8 protein-coding genes are annotated in these 17,949 nt (G+C 67.1%); 5 read left to right on the top strand and 3 right to left on the bottom strand.

Annotation, left to right across the window (positions count from 1 at the left end; all coding sequences use genetic code 11):
• The first annotated feature begins 228 nt into the window (after positions 1-228).
• From JFY56_RS19460 to JFY56_RS19450, 3 genes are all read left to right on the top strand, one after another.
• Positions 229-1,776, top strand: a complete 1,548-nt coding sequence (locus tag JFY56_RS19460; RefSeq protein ID WP_208315704.1) for a class I adenylate-forming enzyme family protein — start codon at positions 229-231, stop codon at positions 1,774-1,776.
• A 284-nt stretch (positions 1,777-2,060) separates the two neighbouring features.
• Complete coding sequence (locus tag JFY56_RS19455; RefSeq protein WP_208315703.1) at positions 2,061-4,775, top strand: LuxR C-terminal-related transcriptional regulator; 2,715 nt, start codon at positions 2,061-2,063, stop codon at positions 4,773-4,775.
• Between the two features lie 219 nt (positions 4,776-4,994).
• Positions 4,995-5,777: an SDR family oxidoreductase gene (locus JFY56_RS19450; RefSeq protein WP_236032880.1), complete on the top strand. Its 783-nt coding sequence runs from the start codon at positions 4,995-4,997 to the stop codon at positions 5,775-5,777.
• 899 nt (positions 5,778-6,676) lie between these two features.
• Here JFY56_RS19450 and JFY56_RS19445 read toward each other — a convergent pair.
• Together JFY56_RS19445 and JFY56_RS19440 are read right to left on the bottom strand one after the other, a co-directional pair.
• Positions 6,677-8,053, bottom strand: coding sequence for a DUF1329 domain-containing protein (locus JFY56_RS19445; protein ID WP_208315701.1), 1,377 nt, complete (start codon positions 8,051-8,053; stop codon positions 6,677-6,679).
• 21 nt (positions 8,054-8,074) lie between these two features.
• Positions 8,075-9,859 carry a DUF1302 domain-containing protein gene (locus JFY56_RS19440; RefSeq protein WP_208315700.1) on the bottom strand — a complete coding sequence of 595 codons (1,785 nt, stop codon included), beginning with the start codon at positions 9,857-9,859 and terminating at the stop codon, positions 8,075-8,077.
• Between the two features lie 608 nt (positions 9,860-10,467).
• Here JFY56_RS19440 and JFY56_RS19435 point away from each other — a divergent pair.
• The gene (locus JFY56_RS19435) at positions 10,468-13,005 is read left to right on the top strand and encodes a LuxR C-terminal-related transcriptional regulator (protein WP_208315699.1); all 2,538 of its coding nucleotides are present in this window, start codon (positions 10,468-10,470) and stop codon (positions 13,003-13,005) included.
• Positions 13,006-13,319: 314 nt separating this feature from the next.
• Here JFY56_RS19435 and JFY56_RS19430 read toward each other — a convergent pair whose 3' ends face one another.
• On the bottom strand, positions 13,320-16,001 hold the full coding sequence (locus JFY56_RS19430) for a LuxR C-terminal-related transcriptional regulator (RefSeq protein WP_208315698.1): 2,682 nt from the start codon (positions 15,999-16,001) through the stop codon (positions 13,320-13,322).
• A 289-nt stretch (positions 16,002-16,290) separates the two neighbouring features.
• Between JFY56_RS19430 and JFY56_RS19425 the strand changes: the two genes are divergently transcribed.
• Complete coding sequence (locus JFY56_RS19425; protein WP_208315697.1) at positions 16,291-17,838, top strand: acyl-CoA synthetase; 1,548 nt, start codon at positions 16,291-16,293, stop codon at positions 17,836-17,838.
• Positions 17,839-17,949 lie beyond the last annotated feature (111 nt).

Genomic DNA, 17,949 nt, shown 5'->3' with positions numbered 1-17,949 from the left:
CCGGGACGCCCGTTTGCATCATCGGTACATCCCCCCGACCGACGGTATGCCTGCCTGCAGGGCCCGCCGGTGGAATGTGGAGACCGGCCGGTGCGCAACCGGCCGACGACGATCCAGCAATGCCTCGCACAACCGGTCCGGGCGCCACGCCCCGAACCAGACAACAATAACCAGCGTCGCCGTTGTAACCCCGCGCCGGACGGAGCGGGGCCAACCAGGAGATCTTCGATGAAACGTCATGCCATGGGCAAAATGGTGGTCGGCCAGGTCATCAGCACCGCCGCCATCCGCTTCCCCGAACGGGAAAGCTTCTTCTGCAGTTCCACCCAGCGCCGCTTCACCTTCCGCCAGACCAACGACCGCTGCAATCGCCTCGCCCACGGCCTGGGCGGTCTTGGCCTGCGCAAGGGCGACCGGGTGGCGTTCCTCAGCAGCAACCGCGCGGAAATGGTCGAGACCTACTTCGCCCTGGCCAAGACCGGGCTGGTCGGCCTGCCGCTCAACTACCGCCTGGCGCCGCTGGAAATGCTCGAACTGATGCGCGCCACCGGCGTGGTCGCCCTGGTCATCGAGCGCCGCTTCGCCGAGGCGCTGGCGCCGCTGCTCGCCGACCTGCCGCAGATCGCCCATTGCGTCAGCTTCGGCGACGGCCCGGCGCTGGGTCACGACTACGAAACGCTGCTGGCGCGCTCGGCCAGCAGCGAACCGGACATCGAGGTGGAGGAGGACGACCCGTACTACTTCAACCTCACCTCCGGCACCACCGGCCTGCCCAAGTGCTACGTGATCAACCACTACAACTGCACCGCCGCCACCAGCCTGTTCCAAAGCTACGACATGACCAGTCGCGATGTGGCGATGACGGTATTCCCGATGTTCGGCCGGGTCGGCTTCGGCTGGGCGATCGCCTCGGTATCCCAGGGCATCCGCAACGTGCTGGTCAACTTCGACGCGGAAACCGCGCTGCGCCTGATCGGCGAGGAAGGCGTGAGCATCGTCAACCTGGTGCCGACCATGGCGGCGATGCTGCTGGCCGCGCCGAACCTGGCCAGCGCCAAGGTCGATTCGCTGCGCGCCATCGTCTTCGCCGGCTCGTCGCTGCCCGAACCGCTGCGCCACGCGGTCCAGGCTTCGCTGTGCCAGGACCTCTACGAGTACTACGGCATGCAGGAAAGCGGCGCCCTGGTGCTCAGCACGCCGGAAGACCGGCTGCGCAAGCCGGGCTCGGTGGGCCGTCAGGTCCTGCATTCGCAGGTGCGCATCGTCGACCTGCAGGGCCGCGACCTGCCGGCCGGCCAGCCGGGCGAGATCCTCGGGCGCTGCCCGGCGGCAGTCACCGCCTACTACGACAACCCGGAAAAATCGGCGGAAACCTTCCGCGACGGCTGGGTGCATACCGGCGACATCGGCTACCTCGACGAGGAAGGCTATCTGTTCATCAGCGGCCGGCTGAAGGAAGTCATCGTCACCGGCGGGCAGAACGTGCATGCCGCCGAGGTGGAGGAAACCATCCTGGCCGTCCCCGGCATCGCCGAGTGCGCGGTGATCGGCCTGCCCGACCCGCTGTGGGGCGAGGCGGTGACTGCCGTGGTGGTCCCGGCGGGCAGCGAGCCGGTGGATGGCGATGCGGTGATCCGCCATTGCCATGCCCGCCTGGCCGGCTTCAAGACGCCCAAGCGGGTGATCCAGCAGCAGGACCCGCTGCCGCGCACGCCGACCGGCAAGGTGCAGAAGTTCAAGCTGGTCGAGCGCTACGCGGAGCAAGCCAAGAAATAGCAGGTAGGGCGGGTGCAACCCGCCATCACACCTCCGGACTGGCGGGTTGCACCCGCCCTGCGCAAAGCCTCCCGGAACCCGCCAACCGGCCACGCCGGTCGGCGGGTTATACCGCCCGTCACCCCCAGTCCACCCTCCCCCTCGCTGGCCGTAGTGCCTACCTGCCGAGCAACCTCTCTTTCCGGCACCTTGCCGTGGCACAATGCCCCAAAATGAAACAATTGGATGGCGACGGCCGCAGTCTCACGTCGCCCGAACAGGAGGTGCGTTGCATGACATGGTCCATGGATAACTCAGCCACCGCGCCGTCCCGCGCCGGCAATGCGCCAGCCAGGTCCGCACCGATCCGTATCCTCGCCACCAAGTACGCACCACCCTGCAGCGACAGCCACCACCTGCAACGCCAGCATCTGCTCGACCAGATGGAAAACGCCCGCGACGCCCGGCTGATCCTGGTCCGCGCCGCCGCCGGCTTCGGCAAGACCACCCTGCTCCAGCAATTCCACGACCGCTGCCGCGCCACCGGCCGCCGTCCGCTGTGGATCAACCTCGACGCCGCCGACAACGACCTGCAGCGCTTCGTCGTCCTGCTCTGGCACGGGCTGCGCAACCTGCTGCCGGAGGGGGCGGAGGCCAGCGCCGCCGACGAGCCGGGCACCCAGAACGTGCTGGACCTGCTCGGCCAGTGCCAGCCGCCGTTCGCCATCCTCTTCGACGAGTTCGAGGTGATCCAGAACCCCTCCGTGCTCAGCTTCGTCCAGCAGATCCTCGACAGCCTGCCGACGGGCGGCGTGCTGGCGATCGGCACCCGCACCACCCCGGAACTCGACCTCGGCCGCCTCGCCGCCCGTGGCCGCCTGCTGGAGCTGGCCCCCGGCGCGATGCGCTTCAGCCTGGAGGAAACCACCTCGCTGGTGCGCGACAAGCGCCAGCTGCCGCTGCTCAACAACCTGATCTCCAGCCTCTACCGGCGCACCGAAGGCTGGGTCACCGCGATCTACCTGGCCTGCCTGTCGCTGCAGGGCCGCGAGGACCATGCGTCGGTGATCGCCTCGTTCTCCGGCTCCAACCTGCAGCTGGCGGAATACCTGGCCGAGGACATCCTCGCCCGGCTCGACGACGACTGCCGCCAGTTCCTCCTGCAGACCAGCGTGGTCGAGCAGTTCTGCGCGCCGCTGTGCGACGCACTGACCGGCCGCGACGACAGCCAGGCGATGCTGCAGCGGCTGGAGCGCGCCAACCTGTTCCTGATCCCCATCGAAGGCCAGCACCAGTGGTTCCGCTACCACAGCCTGTTCACCAGCTTCCTGCGCGACGCCCTGGAGCGACGCCACCCCGGCCAGGCCCGCGAGTTGCAACGCAAGGCGGCGCAATGGTTCCTCGCCGAAGGGCGGCCGATACCGGCCATCGAACTGCTGCTGGATGCCGGCGACCAGACCGAAGCCGCCGGACAGCTGGCCGAGCACATCGACAGCCTGGTGGAAACCGGCCGCACGCGCATGCTGCTGCGCTGGCTGGACCGCCTCCCCGGCGAGCTGCTGGACCGCCATCCGCGACTCAACCTGGCCTATGCCTGGGCGCTGATCTTTGCCCGCCGCTTCCATGACGCCAACCGCCTGATCGACCAGTTGTCGCAGACCGGCGAGGCCATGGAGGCACAGACCCTGCGCTGCCTGCTGCTGGGTCTGACCGACGAGGTCGAGGAATGCTGCCGCGTCGGCCTGGAGCAGTTGCTTCGTCTGCCCGAAGGCGAGCTCTTCCAGTACGACGTGCTGATCAACGCCCTGGCCTACAACCTGATCGCCAGCGGCCGCTACGACGAGGCCCGGCAACTGATCGCCCAGGCCCGCGAGCGCGACGCGCAGAGCCCGTCGAGCCTGCTGCGCAGCGTTTCCGACTGCAACGAAAGCATCCTCGACCTGATCCAGGGGCGCCTCGGCGAGGGTCTGGCGCGCCTGCAGGGCGACGGCGCCAATCCCTGGCACGAGGTCGACGGCAAGTCGGTCGGCGCCCTGCTCACCCGCGACGCCATCAGCGCCCAGCTGCTCTACGAAATCGATCGCCTGCAGGAGGCCGAGCGCCTACTGCAGCGGATCATGCCGACCACCAAGAACGCCAGCACGCCGGACAGCCTGATCGTCAGCCATGTGCTGATGGCGCGCCTGGCCCTGGCCCGTGGCGAGCGCGACACCTGGCTGCGCTATCTGGTGGAGCTGGAGCAGATCGGCCATCAGGCCGGCTCGCCGCGCGTACAGTGCTCCGCCTGGTTGGAGCGCGCCCGCGTGGCCATCCTGGAACACCGCCTGGACGCCGCGCAGCAGGCGCTGGAGTCCGCCGAGCAGGTCGGCGGCTGGGATCGCCCCGGCTTCCTGATGTTCGCCAACGACGTCGATACCCCGAGCATCGCCCGCCAGCGCCTGCACATCGCCCTCGGCGAGCACGCCGCGGCGGTCGAGGCCCTGCGCCCGGCCATCGCCGATGCCCGCGAGCGCCTGCACCGGCGCCGCGAGATCAAGCTGCAAGTGCTGCTGGCCCTCGCCCTCGATGGCCTGGGCCGCACGCAGCCGGCCTTCGAGGCGCTCGGCCTGGCCCTGCAACTGGCCAGCCAGAACGGCTTCGTGGAGACCTTCGTCGAGGAAGGCGAGCGCCTGGTCGCGCTGCTGCGCCGCTGGACGCTCAACCAGCGCACCCAGGGCGGCGACCAGCGCGGCGTCGAACCGCGCTTCCTCGCCGCGCTGCTGGAGCGCCTGAACATCGTGGTGGAGAGCGCGGGCAGCGGCGAAGGCAGTGCCGACGCCCATCAGGAAGCGCTGACCGCCCGGGAAATCCAGGTCCTGCAACTGCTCGCAGCCGGCCACCGCAACCGCGCCATCGCCGAGAAGCTGTTCCTCTCCGAATGCACGGTGAAATCCCATCTACGCAAGATCAACGCCAAGCTCGGCGCCCAGGGCCGCACCCAGGCCATCGCCATCGCCCGCAACCGCGGTCTGCTGGACTGAAGGATGTTGGCTCACCGCTCCCGTAGGTTGGGCTGAGTTTACGAAGCCCAACGATGCAATGGCTCGACAGATGTTGGGCTTCGCTGCCTGTAGGTTGGTGCTGAGCTTGCGAAGCCCAACGATGCCAATGCCGGGCTCATGTTGGGCTTCGCTGCGCTCAGCGCCAACCTACGGCCACCAACCTACGTTCCGGACTACAACAAGAAAGGAGTACCCATGATGCAAACCCATCCCTGGTCGGGCTTCGCCAACGCCCACGTCTTCGTCGCCGGCGGCACCAGCGGCATCAACCTCGGCATCGCCCGGGCCTTCGCCCGGTGCGGCGCGAAGGTCGCGGTGCTCGGGCGCAATCCGGAAAAGGCCGCCAATGCCGCCGCGGAACTCGGCCCGCAGGCCCTCGGCCTGGCTGCCGACGTGCGCGATCCGCAGGCGCTGGGCGCCGCGCTGGAGAAGGCGGTGGAAGCCTTCGGCCCGATCGACGTGCTGATCTCCGGGGCCGCCGGCAACTTCCTCGCCGCTGCCACCGACATGTCCTGCAACGCCTTCAAGACCGTGGTCGACATCGACCTGCTGGGCACCTTCAACGTCGTCCGCCTCGGCCACCAGCACCTGCGCGGCGCCGGCTCCTCGGTGCTGACCATCTCCGCGCCGCAGGCGAGCATCCCCACCCCGCTGCAGAGCCACGCCTGCGCCGCCAAGGCCGGCATGGAAATGCTCACCCGCACCCTCGCCGTCGAGTGGGGTCGCCAGGGCATCCGCGTCAACGCGCTGGTGCCCGGCCCGATCGGCGACACCGAGGGCATGCGCCGGCTGGCGCCGGACGACGAAAGCACCAAACGCACCGCCAGCCTGGTGCCGCTGGGTCGCTACGGCACGCTGGAGGAAGTCGCCAACGCCGCGCTGTTCCTCTCCTCGCCGCTGGCCTCCTACATCAGCGGCACCGTGCTGAACGTCGATGGCGGCTATTCCCAGGGTGGCGCGATGTTCCGCATGGGCGCCTGACCCGCGGCCGGACCAGCCATCGCCCGGACGGGAAATTGGTCCGAAGTGATTAGAGCCATCCACCATCGCCGCGTCGATAATCGGCAACAGCTATCGACGCGGCCGCAGTTCCGGCCATGCGCCGATCCCGACCGCAAGCGACGGACCAGCCACGGATGCCGGTCGATGAACGAACGCTTGCAGCCGTGCGCCCCGAATCGCACGCCCCTCCCCGCGTAGCGCGGCCGCTCCGGCCCGCTGCGTCGACAGATTTCCCACGGACGATCCCCTCCCTGCCGAGACTCATAGACACGGCAGGCCGGGCAGCGCCGTGTTTCTATCCCCCTTTGGTTTCACCGGGCCGCTTGGCCCGGTTTTTTTTTGCGTCTTTCCTGCCCCTCCGGCTAGACGCGGGGGTATTCCTGTAGGAGCGAGCTCTGCTCGCGAAGCTTTTGCGGGGCCGATGTTCGCGAGCAGAGCTCGCTCCTACATCAGTACCCTTGGCCGCGCAAGACAGTTATTCCTACGACGATGCTGTTGCGTTGCCGGCTCCCTCACCCCAACCCTCTCCCGGAGGGAGAGGGGGTAAAACGGTGCAAGGATATGCGCCGTGCCAACCGGCAACTCCGACCAGTCCCCTCTCCCTCCGGGAGAGGGTTAGGGTGAGGGGGTAGCCTCGCGACAACGCAAAGACAGTTGCTCCTGCAGGTCGATACACGGGGCAAGGACCGAGGCATTGGCGGGTTGCACCCGCCCTACCTCCTGAAATACCGAGGGCAGCGGCTGCAGCACCCCGAGCCACGGTGGAGCGGACCGTGGATCGGGCATGCTGCAGAAGCTGCCCTCGTGTACTGGAAATGCCCGGGCCCTGCCGAACCTGCCAGCCCGCATTGCGGGCGGCAGGAGGGCCGGGGATGGGGTTAGCGGATACCGGCGTTGCGCAGCGCGGCCGGGGTGAAGTCGTTCATGGTGAACTTCTGGCCGAACGAGGAAGCACGCTTGACCTCGTTGGTCAGGCCGATCACCGCATAGCGGCCGGCGATCAGGTCGTACAGGGTCTGGGCGGCATAGGTACCGGCGCCCTGCTGGTAGTCCAGCACCTGGTGACCCTCGCCGACGCGCCACAGCTGGCCACGGCCGTCGTAATGGTCGACTTCCACCAGTTGCCAGGTGTCCTCGTCGAAGTACATGTGGCGCTTGGCGTAGATGTGACGCTCACCCGGCTTGACGGTACCCTCCACTTCCCACACGCGGTGCAGTTCGTAGCGGGTCAGGTCCTGGTTGATGTGGCCCGGCTTGAGGATGTCGGCGTACTTCACCTTCGGCGACCACAGCTTGTAGTTGTTGTACGGGATGTACATCTCCTTCTTGCCGATCAGCTTCCAGTTGTAGCGGTCCGGCGCGCCGTTATACATGTCCGAGTTGTCGGCGGTACGCATACCGTCGGCGGCGGTACCCGGACCGTCGTAGGCGACCTGCGGGGCGCGGCGCACACGGCGCTGGCCAGCGTTGTAGGCCCAGGCCAGACGCGGCTCCTTGACCTGGTCGATGGTCTCGTGAACCAGGGTCACGTTACCGGCCAGGCGCGCCGGGGCGACGATTTCCTGCTTCACGTAGAAGAGGAAGTTGGCACCTTTCTCCGGACTGACGTCGGACATCAGCTGCGGGAAAGCCACATCCTGCTTGAACTCGACGATGGTGTAGGTGCCATTGGCCTGCGGTGTGGCCTGAACCGAGAGCTGCGTGTAGTTGCTGCCGCGATAACGGGTCTCGTGGTTCCACACCACTTCCACGCCGCTCTTCGGAATCGGGAAGGCGTAGTTGTGCGACTGCTCGAAGTTCTTCAGGCCGTTGCCGTCGTTGACCGCCTCGGTGGTCACCGCGCTCTTCTTGATGGCGTCATACACGGTCTGCGGAGCGGCGGCGGTACGGCGAGTCTGATACACCGGGATCTTGTAGGTGTCCGGGTAGCGCTGGAACAGCGCCTGCTGGCCGGGGGTCAGCTTGTCCTTGTACTGATCGACGTTGGCCTTGGTGATGACGAACAGCGGCTTGTCGCTTTCGAACGGGTTACCGAGGAAGCCGTTGGCATCCACCGGAGCGGCGCCCGGCTTGAGGCCGCCGGTCCACTCCGGAATGCTGCCGTCGGCATTGCCGGCCTTCTCCGCGCCCAGCGGGGTCAGGGTGGTGCCGAGCTTGGCGGCCTCTTCCGGAGAAACCGCGGCCAGCACGCTGGTGGCCAGCAGGGACAGGGACAGAGCCAGTACACCCGATTGCAGCTTTGTAATTGTTTTCATGTGCATGCCCTTTCGGTGAGGTTAGAAGTTCACGCCGACGCTGAGCGCGACGAAGTCACGGTCGCCGTTGGTGCTGAAGTTGCCGCCGAAGAAGTCGGTGTAGCTGAGGCTGGCGGTGTACTTGGTCAGGTAGTCGGCGTCGACGCCAATGCTGATGGCCTTGGAGCCTTCGTCGAAGTTCGGGCCGTAGCCGTCCACGGAATGCTGCCAGGCGACGGTCGGCGCCAGGTTGATACCGGCGATCACGTTGGAGTAGTCCAGGCGGGCACGAGCCTGGTAACCCCAGGAGTTGGTGGTGTAGAAGCCGTGGTTGCTGCACTTGGCATTGGTGGTGGCGCTCGGTACGCAGGCGTTGCTGGCGAAGACGCTCGGACCGGCGCCGAATACCGGGCTGCGGCCGAAGCGCAGGTCGCTGCCATCGGTGTCACCCAGGCCGTTGATGCGGTTGTAGCCGATCTCGCCGACCAGGGTCAGGCGGCTGGCGCCCCAGATCTGGTCGAAGAACTGGGTGGCGGTCATCTGCGCCTGGAATACCGGCATGCGCTTGTAGGCGGTCATCTCCTGGCCACGCTGGCTGGCCTGCAGGCCGGTGGGGTTCACCGGAGTCTGGCGACCCAGTGCCGCGCCGAGGAAGTCCGGCGAGGACAGTTGCAGCGGCTGGTTCGGCCGGAAGCTGATTTCGCCGCCCAGCGAGGTGCCGCCGACGTTGGTCTGGAAGCTCAGACCATACATGCGGATATCTTCAGGATAGTCGATGAAGAAGCGCGTGTTACGAACGGTATTGATCGCAGCCGCACCGGGGCCGGTCGCACCAGTGGTGGCGATGGTGTTAATGAACGGGTTGCGGCTGTGATAGTTCATGTAATAGGCGCCGAACTCGGTGTCGTTCAGCTCCGGCACGAACCAGCGCAGGGCCAGGCCATACTGGCCGCTGTCGCGGGCGTCGTCGTCCTTCAGGCGGGGCACGTAGGCACTGTTTGCGGCGACGTTAAGACGCGGATCACCCTGGGGGAAGTCCGGGCCGGCTGCCGACAGACGATCGTTACAGCCTTGCTGGACCGCATCGGCGCCGAAGAAGGTGCCGCAGTTGTCGATGATGGTCTTCTCCCACTGCAACTGGTAGAAGCCCTCGGCGGTGAGGTTCTCGGCCAGGCCCTGGGACAGGTAGAACATGTTCACCGGGATCAGGCCTTCCTTCACCTCGGCACCCGGACGGCGCAGGGCGGCGACGTCGAGCGGGTTGATCACGTTGATGCCGTTCTGGATGAAGGTACTCTCACCCCAGCTGACCACCTGTTTGCCGAAACGCACGTTGCCGGGCAGTTCGCCAAGGTTGTAGTTGTAGTAGAGGAAGGCGTCGAGGAATTCGGCGCCGGAAGACTTGGCCAGGTCGTCACGACCGCTGTCGTCGATATCGTAGAACAGGCGGTGCTCGTCCTTCAGTTCGAAGTCGTACCAGTACTTGCCGCGGATGAAGGCACCGCCGTCGCCGTACTTCAGTTCGAGGTCATGCAGGCCCTTGAAGATCTTCGAGAAGGTCTCGCCCTTCTTGAAGTTCAGGCGGCCGTCGTCGACGGTGGCGCTGCCTGCCGCGCCGCGCTTGCCCATTGTGTTGTTCGGCGAGATGTAATCCGGATCGGCACCGCGGACAGCCCAGCTGGCGCCAACAGATAGAGACGAGTCGAAACGCCCCTCGATCTCCCCGATATTGAATTCAACGGCGTGAGCCTGTGCGCTGATCCCCAAGGCTACTGCTGCGGCCAGCAGGTGCGGTTGGTACAGCCCGCGCATTTTTATAGTTGTCATGCGGTACTCCGATTGCGGATGTGTTGACAGTTGGAAGCTAGATGCTAGGGAGCGGCGCAAGGGGTAAACATTGCCTGTTGGAGTAATTTTGAGTCACCCGTGCGGGTGATTGGATTGGCGGCGGCGATTACAGAAGGTAACGGTCCGCATACCAACGGAAACGAAACGGCGTTTACGCATCGCCAGGCATTAGCGGAAACCCCTTCCAGCACGGGCACTTGCGGCGTACCGCGAGGCGTCCGCGAAAGTGTTACGACCACCCCGCCCGCCACGGATCGCGATGCTGGCCTGCGTGCTCCGCTTCACGCGGCGTTTCGTCCCATCGGGCGAAGGAAGTAACCCGTATCACCCGAAAAGGGTATTGCCCGCTGGAGTGGTTCCCAAACAATCCTTAATGCCCGCAGAGGGAGGGAAAATCGCTGCCCGGCATAGCGCCGGAAACGCCCAGCGCAGGGGACTTCCACCCTGCCGGCCAACCAGCTCGCGAATCATGCGGCACAGCGCCGCGTCGGCCGATCCGATTGGAATCGGCCATGGCACATCACTCATTCACTCGCAGAAGTGTCGACAGCGTCGCAATCCGGCGCCGTCCAGGAGAATAAAAAAAGATGTCGCAGCATCTCTCAGCCATCGCCCTGGAGACCGCCCAGGCGGTGAGCTTCGAGGCCCCCATACGATCCGTACCGTCATCCCGGCTCGTGCCGCGTCCGCGCCTGGTCGCCGAACTGCTTGCCGGGCAGCCGCGCCTGCGCCTGCTCTGCGCACCCGCCGGCTACGGCAAAAGCACCCTGATCCGGGAATGCCTGGAGCAGTCCGACGCACAGGGGCGCTGCGTCCACCTCGACCTGGCCGGAAAGCCGCTGCCGCTGCAGAAGCTCTGCGCGCGCATCGCCGAACAGCTGGACGGTGCACCGGACGGCAGCCAGGCGCTGCTGGAATTCCTCGAACGCTCGAACGCTCCCCTGCGTGTGGTGCTGGACGACTACCCGGCCGAGGCCGACGCCGAACTGGACGCCTGGATCGATCACCTGCTGGTGCATTCCCGCGCGCCCCTGCAGCTCTGGGTGGGCAGCCGGCAACGGCCGCAGTGGAACCTGCCGCGCCTGCTGCTGGACGGCGAGCTGCTGGAGCTGGGCAGCGATGCGCTGGCCTTTTCCCGCGGCGAGTTCGACGACATCGTCGCCCTCCTCTCCCCCGCCACCAGCGTCAGCACCCGCGAGGAGGTCTGGCAACGGACCCTCGGCTGGTGCGCCGGCGTGCGTCTGCTGCTCGGCGCCCAGGGCCGCGCCAGCCAGTCCAGCGCGGTGTGGCTGGGCGACTATCTGGAACGCGAACTGCTGTCGCGCCTGAGCGAGGACGAGCGCCGCCTGCTCGGTGGCCTGGCGCACCTGCCGCGCTTCTCGGCGAATTTCTGCGCCCAGTTGTGGGACGACCTGGACGCCAGGGGACTGTTCCAGCGACTGCTGCAATCACAGTCGTTCTTCCAGCCGCTCGACCGCGACGGCGAATGGTATCGCCTGCTGCCGGCCGTGGCGCACGTGCTGCAGGACCGGGCAGCCACGGTCGACGTCAACCGCCTGCGCCTGGCCGCCTGCCGACTGCTCAGCGCCCTGCGCTTCACCGACGAAGCCATCGACCTGGCGCTGGACGCCGGGCACCTGGACGTTGCCGTCAACTACATGTCGCGGCTGAGCCCGAGCTGGCTGCTCGGCGGACAACACCTGATGGCCTTCCTCGACTGGCGCAAGCGCCTGCCCGTACGCCTGCTGGAGAGCACGCCGCGACTGGTGGCGCTGAATGCCTGCGCCCTGCTGATGGCCTCGCGCCTCAGCGAGGCCCAGACCTGCCTGACCCACCTGGGGCACTTCCTGCCGCAACCCACGGCCGACCTGAACCGCTGCCTGCTGGCCGCATGGCAGGCGCTGCACGGCACCATCCAGGGCCTGCTGGGCAGTTGCGACAGCGCCCGCGAACACTGCCAGTCGGCGTTGGCCCAGCTGGGCGAGAGCGACCGCCACGTCTCCTTCCTCTGCCACTCGACGCTGGCCCGCCTGGCCATGAGCGCCGGGGAGACCGCACAGGCCCAGCAGATCCTCATGGATGCGGTGGAGCAGGCGCGGCGCCATGGCTGCCTGGCCAGCGAAGCGCTGGTCAACAGCGAGCGCATCTGCCTGATGATCCTCTGCGGCGAAATCACGCTCGCCGAACTGCTGCTGCAGGAGAACCTCGCCCTGCTGCAGGCCGACGGCAACCACCACCAGATGCTGCACGGGCGTCTGCTGGCCATGCAGGGCAAGCTGCATCTGCAGCGCGGCGACCTGGATGCCTGCGAGCGGGCCATGCAGGAAGCCCTGCAGCACATCCAGAATTGCGGCTCGCCGCTGCTGCACGCCCTGACCGGCCTTGCCGAAGTGGCCTCCTGCCGCGGCGACCAGCAGCAGGCATTCCGCTACCTGCAGGATGCCGAACGGCGCCTGCAGTGCGCCAACGTCCAGGAAACCAGTTACCGCGGCGTGCTCAACCTGCAATCGCTGAGCATCCTGGTGCGGCAGAACAAGTGGGAACAGGCGCTGACCATGGCCCGCTCGATCGAGGACTACCTGCGCGGCCCCACCGCGCGCCTGAACGGCATGCTGGTGCCCTCCATGATGGTGCGCAACCAGGTGCTGATGGCCCGCGCCGAGATCGGCCTGGGCCGGGTGAGGGATGCCGAGAAGCGCCTGCAGATGACCCAGAAGGAATGCCTGCGCCTGAATTTCCGCGGCCTGCTGAACAGGGTGCGGCAGACCCTGGAACAACTCGAACAGGCCCAGCCGGAGGCGGCCCAGCCAGGCGAGAGCCGGCATGTGCCGGCGGGTGGATCGTTCAACCTGCTGGTCGGCGAGGCCAAGGCCGCGCAACCGGCCAGGTCCCATTCCGAAGGCGGTTCCGGCAGCAGCCTGAAGAAGCGCGAGGAACTCACCTCGCGGGAAGTCTCGGTGCTGGAACTGCTGGCCGAAGGGCTTTCCAACCAGGAAATCGGCGAGCGCCTGTATATCTCCACCAACACGGTCAAGGCGCACACCAAGCACATCAACCACAAACTCGGCGTGACGCGCCGGACCCAGGCGGTGGTGCGGGCCAAGGCGATGGGGGTGTTGTCCTGAGGCAGTCGCGGGAGTGGTTCGCTCCCACCGAAACACCGGCGTTGCGATTCCCTCACCCCAACCCTCTCCCGGAGGGAGAGGGGGTACAACTGCGTCGGGCGATATGCCGTGCCAGCCGGCAACTCCGAACAGTCCCCTCTCCCTGGAGGGAGAGGGTTAGGGTGAGGGGGTAGCCACGCGACAAATCCCACCGCCACGGCGCAAACGTAGGATGGGTTGAGCGAAGCGATACCCATCGAATGGTGGATGCCGCGAATGATGGGTATCGCAAGCTCAACCCATCCTACGATTTCCTCTCTCCTGCGCCGGCAGCGCTAATCGAGCAACCCGCGCGACCGGGCGATGGCGATGGCTTCCATGCGGCCGTGGGAGCCGAGCTTGCCGTTGATGTTGCGCAGGTGGGTCTTCACCGTGTGCAGGGAAAGACTCATCCGCTCGGCGATGTCGCGGATCGCGCAGCCTTCGGCGGCCAGTTGCATGACCTCGCGTTCGCGCTCGGTGAGCAGGTCGCGCGCCTCGCCGGCGCCATCGCGGCCGCCCGGCTCGCTGCGCGTACCGACCCGCCTGAGCAGTTCGCCAAGGAAGCGCGGGGCGATGCCCAGCGCCGATGCGCTGGGCCGGTATGACTGCGCCCAGCGCTGCAGCAGATCCGCCAGCCGCGCGCCTTCTTCGAGGAAGGTCGCGACAAAGCCTTCGTGACTGGCGAAGCGCAGCGCCTCGCCGAGCACCGCGAAGGCCCTGCCCTCCGGCCCCATGCCGTCCAGCGCCAGCGCCAGCAGCAGGCGCAGCTTCAGCGCGCGACGCAGCAGCCGCTGCCCCTCGGCAGCGTCGATGGCCTGGGTCAGCGCCTCGGCCGCCGCGGCGTGCTGTCCCTGGGCGATAGCCAGGCGCAGACGGGCGATGCTCGGGTTGTCCGTATCGTTGCTGTGGAACAGGATGCCGGGGCGATCCCAGTCGCCGTGGCGCTCGGCCTGGTACAGCGCCTGGGCGGCGCCTTCCAGGCGGCCTTCGAGAGAAGCGACGCGCGCTCGCTCGATCCACACCGAGCAGAGGATGCGCGAGGAGCCGCAGCTGCGGCCGATCTGTTCGAGGTCCAGCAGGTTCTGCTGCCATGCCGTCCGCTCGCCACGCGACCAGGCGATGCGCGCCAGCAGCAGGTGGACGATGATCGGCGTGTTCAGCGGTCCGCTGTCCTGCGCATAGGGCTGGCACTCGCTGAGCAACAGCTCGACTTCGTCCAGCTGGCCGCTCTCGTAGAGCGCCACGGCGCGGATGACGTTCAGCGCCAGCTTGCCGCCGAACAGCTTGCCGCCAGCCGAGCCCCAGTGACTCAGGCCCAGGTCCTGCACGCGGGCCAGCGCGCTGCCCAGGCGCCCCTGGACCAGGTCGAGGTTGCTTTCGATGCTGACCGAGACGCTTTTCATGAACCCCGTTCCACGCTGCGTGGCGTGCTGGATCGCGCTCGACAGCAGGCGTCGCGACTCGTCGCTGCGGCCGGTGGCGAGCATGCAGTAGGCCAGCGTATTGGCCAGCGTCCCGTAGGCGAAGCGCTCGTTCGGCGTCACCCGGTCGCGCAGCGCCAGCCCCAGTTCATAGGCTTCCTCCACCCGGTCGGTGACCGCCAGCACCATGCAGCGGATCAGGTCGCGCTCGACCGGCGAAGCGGAGCGCCCCACCAGGTGCAGCGCCTCGTCATAGCGCCGGGCCAGGGTCAGCACCCAGGCATACACCAGCAGCAGCCCCGGCTGCTCGTCGAGCTGCTCCACCGGGATCTGCTCCAGCCAGCGCAGCAGCAGGCGCGTATGCCCGCGTTCGAACAGCGCGGGGAAATGGCCGGCCAGCACGCCGGCGGCCGCCCGGGTATCGCCGGCGCGCAGCAGGTGGTCGATCGCCTGCACCGGCAGCCCCTCGGCCAGGTGCCACTGCGCGGCCGCCCGGTGCAACGCCACGGCGCGGCCGGGGAAACGCTGCTCCAGGGCATCGGCGAGGAAACTGGCGAACAGGGTGTGATAGCGGAACCAGCGCTGCTCCTCGTCCACCGGGAACAGGAACAGGTTGGCGTGCAGCAGGTATTCGATCATCTGCCGGCTGTCGTTGCGGCCGGTCAGCGCATCGCAGAGCGGCGCGCTGAGCTGCCGCAGCACGCTGGTCTGCAGCAGGAAACCGCGGCACTCCCTGCTCTGCTGGGCAAGGATGTCGTTGGCCAGGTAGCTGGCCAGTTCCAGATGGGAGCCGGAGAAGGATTCGATGAACGCCGCCGGATCGTCGCGCCCGTGCAGGGACAGCACGGCCAGGCAGAGCGCCGCCGCCCAGCCCTCGGTGCACTCGTGCAGCCTGGCAATCTCGCTGTCGCCGAGCTTCAGCCGGTGCATGTCGCGCAGATAGAACGCCGTCTCCGCCATGCTGAAACGCAGTGCGTCGGGCCGAATTTCCAGCAGTTGCCCGCGCGCACGGATGCGGCCGATGCCGATCGCCGGGGTGGTGCGCGAGGCGATCACCAGCCGGCCGGCCGCCGGCAGCGCGGCCAGCAGTTGCTGGATGAAGCTGAGCACGGCGGGATTCTGGATCGCCTCGAACTCGTCGAGCAGGATCGCGAAGGGCCGCTCGCTGCCGTGCAGGTATTCCAGCAGCAGGTGGATCGATTCAGCGGCATCGGCGCCGTCGTCCGTGCCATCGGCCTCGTCGCCCAGGTCCAGCGCGCGGATGCCGGTTTCCAGGCGTCCGGCGAAACTCGCCAGGTCGTTGTCCGCCGTTTCCATGTCCAGCCAGAGGACCTGCATCCCCGCCGCCACGCAGCGCTCGCGGTATTGCTGGAGCAGGCTGCTCTTGCCGAACCCCGCCGCCGCGCGGATCAGGATCAGCCGGGCGTTACCGGCATTGTCCAGCCGTTCCAGCAGCTTGCCGCGCGGCATTTGCCCAACCACGGCCCATCTGCCCGGCATGGCGGCGGACAGCCCGTCGGCGGCGGGCGAGACACTGTTGTGGTGATCAGGCATGCGACTCTCCTGCAACCCGCCCCGCGATGACTCCGGTGAATGCCGTGGCGAGTGGATAAGCGAATGATCCCTGTTCCGCCATGACTGGCGATCCGGCCCTTTCCTGGCCGCCAGGGTGAAGGTACAGGCCACTGGACACGCCTACAGCTACTCTCCGCGGGTAGCTCCCCCCGGCTTCCCGCCATGCCACCATTTCCCGCAGCAATACCGACCCGGTAGCGGAGCTTCCAGGCGCGCCTGGCGCAAGGACAGCTCCCACGCAAATACAAGCATAAGAGATGACCGACAGATGGAAGCTCCCAAGTACCTCGGCGATCACGCCATCCTGACGCCGGAAAGGCCGGCCGTCATCAACGCCAACAGCGGCGAGACCCTGACCTACCGCGAGCTGGACGAGCGCTCCAACCGCTTCGCCCAGTATCTCCATGCGCACGGCCTGCGCCGCGGCGACCGCTTCGCGATGTTCCTCGAGAACAACATCCGCTGCTTCGAGATCTGCTGGGCGGCGCTGCGCTCCGGGCTGCTGGTGGTGCCGATCAACCGCTTCCTGACCGCCGGCGAAGTGGCCTACATCGTCGAGGACAGCAACTCCAAGCTGATCGTCAGCTCCTGGGCCATGCGCGAAACCGCCAAGGACCTGCCGCCGCTGATCCCCAACTGCACCCAGCATCTGATGGTGGATGGCGCCCTCGACGGCTGGACGCGCTTCGAAGACGCCGTGGCCGACTTCCCCGCCGAACGCCTGGCGGACGAATGGCTGGGCGCCACCATGATGTACAGCTCCGGCACCACCGGCCGGCCGAAAGGCGTCCTGCGCGCCCTGCCGCAGGTGAAGATCAACGAGTACGCCGCGGTCAGCCCGATGGTCACGCTGCTCGGCTACACCGGCGACAGCGTCTACCTGTCCACCGCGCCGCTGTACCACGCCGCGCCCATGGGCTTCGCGCTGAACCTGCACTACCTCGGCGCCACCGTGGTGTTCATGGAGAAGTTCGACGAGCTGCAGGCGCTGGCGAACATCGAGCGTTACCGCATCACCCACAGCCAGTGGGTGCCGACCATGTTCGTGCGCCTGCTCAAGCTGCCGGCGGAAGATCGCCAGCGCTACGACCTGTCCAGCCACCGGAGCGCCGTGCACGCCGCGGCGCCCTGCCCGGTGGAGATCAAGCGGCAGATGATCGACTGGTGGGGGCCGATCATCAACGAGTACTACGGCGGCAGCGAAGGCAACGGCGCCACCGCGCTGAACAGCGAGGAATGGCTGGCCCACCCGGGCTCGGTCGGCAAGCCGCTGATCGGCACGCTGCACATCTGCGACGACGAGGGTAACGAACTGCCCGCCGGCGAGAAGGGCCTGGTCTACTTCGGCTCCGAGCAGCCGGCCTTCCAGTACCACAACGACACCGAGAAGACCCGCTCCTCGCAGCACCCGCGCAACCCGAACTGGAGCGCCATCGGCGACATCGGCTACGTGGACGAGGACGGCTTCCTGTACCTGACCGACCGCAAGTCGTTCATGATCATTTCCGGTGGGGTCAACATCTACCCGCAGGCGATCGAGAACGAACTGATCCTCCACCCCAGCGTCGCCGACGTGGCGGTGATCGGCGTGCCGAACGCGGAGATGGGCGAAGAGGTCAAGGCGGTGGTGGAGCTGGTGCCCGGCGCGCAGGCTTCCGACGACCTGGCGAAGGCGCTGATCGAGTTCCTCAACGGCAAGATCGGCCGCTACATGATGCCGCGCTCGGTCGACTTCACCGACCAGCTACCGCGCCTGCCCACCGGCAAGCTGTACAAGCAGCAACTGCGCGAACGCTACTGGCCGAAGCAGGCCTGAGGGCGGTAGGAACGAAAAAGCCGGAGCATCAGCTCCGGCTTTTTTTCGCGCGTAGGGCGGGTGCAACCCGCCATGACATCTACGGACTGGCGGGTTGCACCCGCCCTACGG

The sequence above is a fragment of the Pseudomonas schmalbachii genome (assembly GCF_017589465.1).
Lineage (GTDB): Bacteria > Pseudomonadota > Gammaproteobacteria > Pseudomonadales > Pseudomonadaceae > Pseudomonas > Pseudomonas schmalbachii.
Note: the sequence above shows the minus strand (reverse complement) of the source record. Positions and strands in the feature narration are given on the sequence as shown.

Coding starts and splice junctions, on each gene's coding strand:
- JFY56_RS19460 (WP_208315704.1), top strand. CDS start 229: ATGAAACGTCATGCCATGGGCAAAATGGTGGTCGGCCAGGTCATCAGC.
- JFY56_RS19455 (WP_208315703.1), top strand. CDS start 2,061: ATGGATAACTCAGCCACCGCGCCGTCCCGCGCCGGCAATGCGCCAGCC.
- JFY56_RS19450 (WP_236032880.1), top strand. CDS start 4,995: ATGCAAACCCATCCCTGGTCGGGCTTCGCCAACGCCCACGTCTTCGTC.
- JFY56_RS19445 (WP_208315701.1), bottom strand. CDS start 8,053: ATGAAAACAATTACAAAGCTGCAATCGGGTGTACTGGCTCTGTCCCTG.
- JFY56_RS19440 (WP_208315700.1), bottom strand. CDS start 9,859: ATGACAACTATAAAAATGCGCGGGCTGTACCAACCGCACCTGCTGGCC.
- JFY56_RS19435 (WP_208315699.1), top strand. CDS start 10,468: ATGTCGCAGCATCTCTCAGCCATCGCCCTGGAGACCGCCCAGGCGGTG.
- JFY56_RS19430 (WP_208315698.1), bottom strand. CDS start 16,001: ATGCCTGATCACCACAACAGTGTCTCGCCCGCCGCCGACGGGCTGTCC.
- JFY56_RS19425 (WP_208315697.1), top strand. CDS start 16,291: ATGGAAGCTCCCAAGTACCTCGGCGATCACGCCATCCTGACGCCGGAA.